General features: G+C 44.7%; 10 protein-coding genes. 8 read left to right on the top strand and 2 right to left on the bottom strand.

Annotated elements, in window-relative coordinates; all coding sequences use genetic code 11:
* The first annotated feature begins 241 nt into the window (after positions 1-241).
* From PX484_RS18985 to PX484_RS18965, 5 genes are all read left to right on the top strand, one after another.
* Positions 242-448, top strand: a complete 207-nt coding sequence (locus PX484_RS18985; protein ID WP_159253955.1) for a hypothetical protein — start codon at positions 242-244, stop codon at positions 446-448.
* A 441-nt stretch (positions 449-889) separates the two neighbouring features.
* A complete protein-coding gene (locus tag PX484_RS18980) occupies positions 890-1972 on the top strand; it encodes a sulfate ABC transporter substrate-binding protein (protein WP_287767736.1) in 1083 nt (360 codons plus the stop codon).
* Positions 1973-2322: 350 nt separating this feature from the next.
* Complete coding sequence (locus PX484_RS18975; protein ID WP_287767738.1) at positions 2323-2703, top strand: DUF7980 family protein; 381 nt, start codon at positions 2323-2325, stop codon at positions 2701-2703.
* Entirely contained in the window at positions 2700-3368 is a 669-nt protein-coding gene (locus PX484_RS18970; RefSeq protein WP_287767740.1) for a phosphatase PAP2 family protein, read from the top strand. The genes PX484_RS18975 and PX484_RS18970 overlap by 4 nt, the downstream gene beginning before the upstream one ends.
* A gap of 110 nt (positions 3369-3478) precedes the next feature.
* Positions 3479-4477 (top strand): sulfurtransferase, encoded by a 999-nt coding sequence (locus PX484_RS18965; RefSeq protein WP_287665840.1) that lies wholly within the window; start codon positions 3479-3481, stop codon positions 4475-4477.
* 394 nt (positions 4478-4871) lie between these two features.
* Here the strand turns inward: PX484_RS18965 and cpcA are convergent, their stop codons facing one another.
* Together cpcA and cpcB are read right to left on the bottom strand one after the other, a co-directional pair.
* Complete coding sequence (gene cpcA, locus PX484_RS18960; protein ID WP_002803130.1) at positions 4872-5363, bottom strand: C-phycocyanin subunit alpha; 492 nt, start codon at positions 5361-5363, stop codon at positions 4872-4874.
* Between the two features lie 55 nt (positions 5364-5418).
* On the bottom strand, positions 5419-5937 hold the full coding sequence (cpcB, locus tag PX484_RS18955; protein WP_002733930.1) for a C-phycocyanin subunit beta: 519 nt from the start codon (positions 5935-5937) through the stop codon (positions 5419-5421).
* A 666-nt stretch (positions 5938-6603) separates the two neighbouring features.
* Between cpcB and cysK the strand changes: the two genes are divergently transcribed.
* From cysK to PX484_RS18940, 3 genes are all read left to right on the top strand, one after another.
* Positions 6604-7551, top strand: coding sequence for a cysteine synthase A (gene cysK / locus PX484_RS18950; RefSeq protein ID WP_002803133.1), 948 nt, complete (start codon positions 6604-6606; stop codon positions 7549-7551).
* Positions 7552-7566: 15 nt separating this feature from the next.
* Positions 7567-7701: a hypothetical protein gene (locus PX484_RS18945; protein ID WP_262382309.1), complete on the top strand. Its 135-nt coding sequence runs from the start codon at positions 7567-7569 to the stop codon at positions 7699-7701.
* A gap of 76 nt (positions 7702-7777) precedes the next feature.
* Positions 7778-8142 (top strand): MgtC/SapB family protein (locus tag PX484_RS18940; RefSeq protein ID WP_288105110.1); only part of this gene is annotated, 365 nt, incomplete at its 3' end.

Genomic DNA, 8142 nt, shown 5'->3' with positions numbered 1-8142 from the left:
TCCAAGCAGTGTCATAACTGATCCCTTTTTTCTTAGCATAATCTGATAGTTTCATGTGAACTGCAATGTAAACTTGCACTAACCATATTAGCAGTTGTTTGCAGTCATTTGCATATACTTTTTACAAAACTTTACAATACCTTACTCGAAAAACCCTGCGCTACTATTAGAACTAGAGGCGATCATTTTGAGAGCGACTGAGCCACCCTATAATGTTCAAATTCCTATGGAGTCCTAACCCATGCAAGCGAAACTTTCAGAGCAAATCTCGTCCACTGATGCAGAAATTATTTTAAGACGCTTACCAGAATGGATTCAGGATGCTTTGATTGCTCGCGCTACTGAAATTGATTATCCCGTTGAAGCGATTCTTGAGATGGCGATCGCCAGTTTTTTAGACACAGAAGCATTAAGTTTTGCCGACTGTAAGCCAGGGCGAGGTCAATAAGTGGGATGGCTACCGCTGTAGGGTGCGTTCTCTAATGCAGGATTTTGAGAACGCACCCTGCTTATTGATTGAAGTCGTTAGACCGCTTCAATTTTAGGGTAATAGTTGCTAAGGTCCGCTAACTTCACCGTTAAACCCACCTAGGGAAAGGTTTGTGATCGCTAAAAATTTCTTTCTTCTCCATAAAAACGATAAAATCTCTATTCTGGAAGCAGAAAGAGGCTTCAGGCAGATTTAAAGGCGCATTTAAGCGGTATAAATCGAATATTTACACTTTTTTCAGCTAATCAAGCCATTAATGGCTTGATTTATTTGCATCTAACCCAAACAGTATAATTTTTTCTTTGATGTATTGTAATTGTTTTTTATTTCGTATAGAATACAATTCTAGAAAAAATACCTAGCAATCTCCCATAAATAAACAAAGGAGCCGATGACATCGTGATCCCTGATCCTAGATCCCCAAAACCGAAAACCCTCTTACCTTTTATTTCTCTAGCTACGGCTGCCGTCGTCACAACGGGAATCGGACTAACTTTTAGTCCCCTATCGGCATCGAGTAAGCTGCTGGCAGCTGCGGATAAACAGCAAGCTAAACAACAAACCGTGGAAATCACCCTGGTTTCCTACGCGGTGACTCAATCGGCCTACTCAAAAATCATTCCTCTATTCGTCAACAAATGGAAAAGAGAGAAAAAACAGGATGTGGTGATTAAACAGAGTTATGGTGGCTCTGGTTCCCAAACCCGCGCTGTTATCGACGGATTAGATGCAGATGTGGTAAATTTGGCTATCGGTTCCGACGTGGAACGCTTGCAAAAAGCGGGTTTAGTTAACCCCGGTTGGCAGAAAGAACTCCCCAATAATGCCATCGCCACTCGTTCCGTGGTAGCCTTAGTTACTCGTCAGGGTAATCCGAAAGCAGTCCGCAACTGGCCAGATCTAGCCAAATCGGGGATTAAAGTCATCACTGCCAACCCGAAAACCTCTGGGGTGGCCCGGTGGAATTTTCTGGCCCTGTGGGGATCGGTAACTCGGAATGGAGGCAACGAACAACAAGCGACCAATTTCGTCCGCAATGTCTATAAAAACGTGCCTGTATTACCCAAAGATGCCCGGGAAGCCAGCGATGTCTTCTTTAAACAAGATCAGGGGGATGTGCTGCTTAACTACGAAAACGAGGTGATTCTGGCCCGTCAAAAAGGAGAAACCGGTTTTTCCTATACTATTCCTCCGGTCAATGTTTCGATCGATCCACCGGTGGCCGTAGTGGATAAAATAGTTGATAAACGCAAAACCCGGGAAGTAGCGACAGCTTTTGCCCAATTTCTCTTTACTCCGGAAGCGCAGCGGGAATTCGCCAAGGTGGGTTTCCGTCCCGTTAATGCTACTGTGGCTAAAGAGTTTAGTAAACAATATCCAAAAGTGTCGAATCTGTTCCCCTATACGGCGATCGGTAGCTGGGATGCGATCCAGAAAAAATTCTTCGCTGATGGGGCGATTTTTGACCAAATTCAGCGTTAATTAGTAGTGAGCCATCAGCTGTCAGCTAGATAGCAGAGATAGTTGATTGCTGATGGCAAAAAAAACAGGCTCTATTGGATTTGGTGGGTAAAATGTATTCTAAGATACATTCCTCCTAGAGAGGGGGTGGAACGAACCACAAAGACACAAAGGACACAAAGATCGATCAATCCTATGTAAGTAGTCTTGCAAAATAAATTTCCTAGTGAAGATAGGCAAGAGGCAAGAGGCAAAAGGCAAAAGCTTTATCGAAATGTGTAACTAATTTTGCTTAGGTACTTAAGTTAAACTTATCACACACAACCTAGAAGAGCCAAAAACAAAACTAATAGTTAGTAACTAAAAAAAAGATGTATCTACTGGACAAAATAAAAAACGGAACCTTGGTCTTGATTGGTTACTTATTATCGCCCCTGTGTTGGTGGAACGATCTAATTTTTAATCTGCCGATCGCCTACGGTTTCGGTCGTTTAATTGCTTGCTTACACGCCGATTTTTTTCTACCAGCGGCCATGGTTGGTTATTGGTTATCTAATCTGGTGGGAATTCTGCTAATGCAGTTCGGAACGAAAGAATTAATCGGTGGAGAGAAAGAAGAACGCAATTGGCAAAAAGAATTAAGAAATGGATTACTTTCCTCGACAGTTTACACTTTAGTTATTCTGGTCCTAATTCATTTTCAGGTATTAGAAATGCCCCTGTTATCCTCGATCGTCACTTTTTCCCCGTGATGCCCAAAACTTACTTAAACAATAGCTTATTTTTCTTAGCCATCTTGTTAACATCCCTAACTTTTACGGATTTAGCGATCGCTATTGACCGGCAGCCCCAAGGATTTGCGTGGGAAAAATCGCTGCTGCTATCTATTCATCAAACCGCTAATTTAAACCTAAACTTTTTGGCCATAAAACTAACGGGATTAGGCACTTATTGGGGAGTGGCTCCGATACTAACAATTTTACTGCTGATTTTTGCTATAAAAAAATACTGGTATGGGTTCGCTTATCTGCTTGTGACTATGGCCGGAGGTTGGGCAATTAGTTATAATCTCAAGATTTTTTTTCATCGAAATCGCCCGCAATTTTGGCAGTTATTTTATCCGTTACCCGATGATTTTGCCTTCCCTAGCGGTCATGCTTTATTTAGTTCCCTGTTAGTCATTTCTTTACTGATCCTATCTTGGAGAACGCGCTGGTTTTTCGGGGTAGTTTTACTGGGGATTCCGTTGGTTTTGGTTATTGCTTGGACTCGTCTTTATTTAGGAGTTCACTTTCCTAGTGATATCCTTGCCGCTTGGCTTTTAGCGATCGCTTGGTCCCTCCTAGTTCATATCTGGTGGCAACAGTTATTAAAGACACCCAAGGCGATCAACACCCAAGAGGAAATTAATAATTAGTTGACCGACTTGCTGGCAAAAAAAATATCACGCTATACCTAAATTTTTGGAGAAAGCTAATCAAAGCCCTATAGTAATTATCGTTTGATATTCGTCGCTGACACTGAATCATGAAACCAAAACTGCGTCAAGGGAAGGGTCTATCCCTGGGACGGTTTCACAGCCGTCCCCTTGCTTTTTTCACTTTAGTTCTTCTGTGCATTTTAACCTTTACCTTAGCCCCGTCATCGCCCCTGATGGCCACGTCTAAATCTGAGACTAAGATAGACTTTGTATCGCCGGCGTGGGTAGCACAAAATCTCAACGATCCGAAGTTAAAAATTCTCGATGTGCGGATTAATCCTTTAGAATATATCACCGGTCATTTACCAAAAGCGGTGAATATAGCCGACAATAATTTTCGCGGTCCAAACGGATTTTTACCAGTTCAATATTGGCAAGAGGATAAAATTGGCAGTCTCTTTGCCGCCGCGGGAATCACTAATGGCGATCGAGTGGTAGTATATTCCGATGGTCGCGATGTCTTGGGGGCAACCATGGTGGCCTATTTACTAGAGCGATCGGGTTTCCGAGATGTGGCCGTCTTAGATGGTGGGTTTAAGGGTTATAAGGGTTCCGAACAAAAGGTAACTAAAGAATTCCCTAAATATCAACCCGGGAGCTTTACTGTCCGTGATAATCCCTCGATTCGGGTGACTTTAGCAGAAGTAGAGAAATTGATCGGCAAACCCGATGTGGTTTTTATCGATCCTAGACCGGAAGAACTTTTTCAGGGGAAACAGGATATCTGGCTGAGAAATGGTCATATTCCGGGGGCGAAAAATATACCCTGGCCGACCTTTACGGAAGCGAATAATCCCGATGAATCCCTGAAAAATCCCCATAAATTGAAATCTTTAGACGAAATCAGGAAGATTCTTGCCCAACGCAACATCAAGCCCTCGGATAATATTATCGTCAGTTGCAGTACTGGACGGGAAGCGACTTTACAGTATATCGTCCTCAAACATCTGCTCGGTTATCCCAAGGTGCGAATTTATGAGGGTTCTTGGACAGAGTACAGTACCACAGATCTGCCCGTCGCTACCGGGCCAGAAAAAGCGGTCTAAAGTCAAGTTTGTCGGTTTATACTCGTTGTGTTTAACCATCTTGCCCAAGATGGTTTTTTTGTTAGGGTCGGTTCCCGAGGACGACTAAGTTAGGGTTTGCTGAATAAATCTAAAAATCTTGTTGGATAAGGTTTTTAGACTTTTTTTCTCTCAAAAATTGCCGACCATTGGAGTGATTGGGGGGAAAATTCAGGTCTTTTTCCCTGAAAATTAGGTAGTTGACCACCTGAAAATCGATAAAACCCCACACCCCACACCCCACACCCCACACCCTGCCACCACCGAAAAACTTTTTCAGCAAGCCCTAAGTTAGACGGACGCAAAAAAACCTCGGCGCTCATCCCGAGGTAAATTTAGGAGATTTGAGCTTATGTTGACGTGAAGTTGACGTAAATTAGCTAAGGGCGTTGATCACATAATCGATGTAGGAATTAGCTTCCACAGCAGCATCCCCACTTAATCCGTGATTGGTTTTGATGTATTTTAAGGCTTCGATATACCAGCTAGGAGATAGTTCAAAGGCACTATTAATTTCACTCAAACCGGCGACTAGATATTCATCGATCGGGCCCGTACCGCCTACCACGAGGGCATAGGTGATAATTCGGATATAGTAGCCGATATCGCGAACGCACTTGGATTTCCCCCGCTCATCGTAGGCATAGTTCGGCCCCTGGAGTTGGGTGGTGTAGGGAAATTTTTGATAGACAGCGTTGGCTGCTTCTTGGGCTAAACTGGGGGCCTTTTGGGCGAGGATTTTTACCCCTTCTAGGGTGATGGCGGCCTGACGGAAACGACCGAACGCCACTTGTAATTCAGCACTGCTGAGAAAACGGCCTTGGGAATCGGCAGTAGCCACCGCTTCGGTTAAAGGTGTCTTGGTCATCGATGGAATTGCTCCTACAAAAGTTTAATCGGATTTAGAGAAGAAAGTCACAGCATCAGGAAACTGCCGCCGCCGCTCGATCGAAGTAAGAAGCGACTTCTGCTAGTAAAGAACTGCAATCTCCGCGAGTGATCCCGTTGGGATCGGCCGCTAGGGCAAGGGAAGCGTCTTTGAGCTTGAGAATTCCGGCCGCAACAGAAGCTCCCGGAACTCCCAGGGCGACGTAGGTTTCCCGGAGACCGTTCAAGGCGCGATCATCGAGGATACTGGCATCGCCGGTGAAGGTGGCATAGGTAACGTAGCGCAGGATAATTTCCAAATCCCGCAAGCAGGCGGCGGCACGACGGTTTGTATAGGCGTTGCCACCGGGGGCAACTAAAACGGGCTGTTCTGAAAACAAACTACGCGCGGCATCGGTAACGATCGCAGAAGAATTACTGGAAAGACGATTGACCACATCGACCCGTTTATTACCATCTTTGACGAAGGCAATTAGGGCATTGACTTGATTCTCGCTCAGGTATTCCCCCCGGGTATCGGCCTGAGAAACGACTTTGGCAAAGGCATCTAACACCATAGTTTTCATCTCCTATAATGATGATTGGTTTCGGCAAAATATCGAGGTTGATTTCTCTGGCTTTTCTTTATTTTTTCCGATAAAGTATCTAGGAGTTTTTTTCTTGGGACTATACTATCGTCCTTGAAAAAAAATTACTCTCCCTTGGCCAGATTTTTTTGTATATCGAGGAACAATTCTTGTTAATTGAATTTAGCGTTGATAGGCGCTTCCAGACATACTTCGTTTTTGCCATGAATTATTTTATAGACCATATTTACACCTTTATTTATTAAAAATTGTTTCCTAAAAAAGCAGCAAAAAAATAATTTTTTAGGATAAATCTCAGAAAACTTTCTTAAATGTGTAACCCTATACTAAGAAAAAGTATCGCTCTTTTCATCTCTCTAATAATTCGTTTAAGTTGTTTAAAGAAATGTGCTTTTATATACTAATAATAGTTCACTAAATTAAGAGAAATTTCCCAAGACAACTTTGCCGATTGTGCTTCGATATACAAAAAAAGTGGCAAGGCAAAAAAATCGACAGGGATAATCCCCGCCGACGTTGTCAGAGGTGCCAACACCAGCATTTCGCAGTGTACTCCGACCTAAAAAGTATTGTAAAACATTTAAAATACATATATAATCAAAAATAGCCAACAAGTATAAAGCAAGTGGGATTATGCCGATCGCAAGAGACATCACCCAATTGGTAGGACGGACTCCCCTAGTCCAACTGAATCGAATCCCAGTGGCAGAGGGAGTAAAAGCCCGCATCGTCGTCAAACTGGAAAGTATGAACCCCGCCGCCTCGGTTAAGGATCGCATCGGGGTCAGTATGGTGGAGGACGCTGAAGCCGCCGGACTAATTCACCCCGATAAAACAATTCTGGTGGAACCCACTTCCGGCAATACCGGCATCGCCCTGGCCATGGTAGCCGCTGCCAAAGGCTATCGCTTAGTCCTGACTATGCCCGAAACCATGAGTTTAGAACGACGGGCGATGTTAAAAGCCTACGGGGCGCAATTAGAATTAACCCCGGGTAGCCAGGGCATGAAAGGAGCGATCGCCCGGGCCGAGGAAATAGTCGAAAACACCCCCAACGCCTATAGTTTGCAACAGTTCCGCAACCAGGCTAACCCGAAAATTCACCGAGAAACCACTGCCGAAGAAATCTGGACCGATACCGATGGTCTGGTAGATATCGTTATCGGTGGCGTGGGAACCGGGGGAACCATTACCGGTATTGCCGAAACCATTAAACCCCGTCGTCTCCAATTTCAAGCGATCGCAGTTGAACCCTCTAATAGTCCCGTCTTATCGGGAGGACCACCCGGGCCGCACAAAATCCAAGGCATCGGCGCCGGTTTTATCCCAGCCATTTTCCGACCGGAATTAATCGATGAGGTGATTATCGTCGATGATACGGACGCTTTCGCCTACGCGCGACGGTTAGCTCGTCAGGAGGGACTACTATCGGGCATTTCGGCTGGGGCCGCTTTATGGGCGGCAATTCAAGTGGGCAAAAGACCCGAAAACGAAGATAAATTAATCGTCATGATTCAGCCTAGTTTTGGGGAACGTTACCTCAGCACGGCCCTGTTTAAAGACCTCGAAGATATCGACTAATAGGACAGTAAATTGATGGAATTTGCAACGAGGGCGATTCATGGGGGGCAAGAACCAGACTCTAGCCATGGGGCGGTAACGGTTCCCATTTATTCCACTTCCACCTGTAACACCGGCTTTACTAGGATTATCGATTGGGATCGAGAATAGGAACGATTTAAAGCGGCATCTGGAAAAGGCCTTGATTGGTTAGGCGAAGTTTTTATCTCATTTGATGGGTTAAGCAATGTTTTTTGACTCGGAAGATTGGCAAACGATTATTTTTCGGCTGAGTATGGCTATGGCCGTCGGCTGTCTGATTGGTTATAACCGACAGCGAGGCGGTCGTCCTGCTGGATTGAGAACTTTTATCATCGTTAGTCTCGGAGCTGCCATGTTCGTGATGATTCCCCTACAAGCGGAAGGAGATGTGGGTTATGCGTCTTCTAATGCCCTCAGTCGCACTATTCAAGGGGTCGCTTCTGGTGTCGGTTTTTTAGGGGCGGGAATCATCCTACAACAATCCCATCGGGAACTAAATAAGGTACAAGTGAAAGGTTTGACTTCGGCGGCGACTATCTGGTTAGCGGCAGGATTAGGCGCGGCTTCTGG

It is taken from the genome of Microcystis sp. M49636_WE2 (genome assembly GCF_030065375.1).
GTDB lineage: Bacteria > Cyanobacteriota > Cyanobacteriia > Cyanobacteriales > Microcystaceae > Microcystis > Microcystis aeruginosa_C.
This window is presented reverse-complemented; position numbering and strand designations above follow the sequence as displayed.

Coding starts and splice junctions, on each gene's coding strand:
- PX484_RS18985 (WP_159253955.1), top strand. CDS start 242: ATGCAAGCGAAACTTTCAGAGCAAATCTCGTCCACTGATGCAGAAATT.
- PX484_RS18975 (WP_287767738.1), top strand. CDS start 2,323: ATGTATCTACTGGACAAAATAAAAAACGGAACCTTGGTCTTGATTGGT.
- PX484_RS18965 (WP_287665840.1), top strand. CDS start 3,479: ATGAAACCAAAACTGCGTCAAGGGAAGGGTCTATCCCTGGGACGGTTT.
- cpcA (WP_002803130.1), bottom strand. CDS start 5,363: ATGACCAAGACACCTTTAACCGAAGCGGTGGCTACTGCCGATTCCCAA.
- cysK (WP_002803133.1), top strand. CDS start 6,604: ATGCCGATCGCAAGAGACATCACCCAATTGGTAGGACGGACTCCCCTA.
- PX484_RS18945 (WP_262382309.1), top strand. CDS start 7,567: ATGGAATTTGCAACGAGGGCGATTCATGGGGGGCAAGAACCAGACTCT.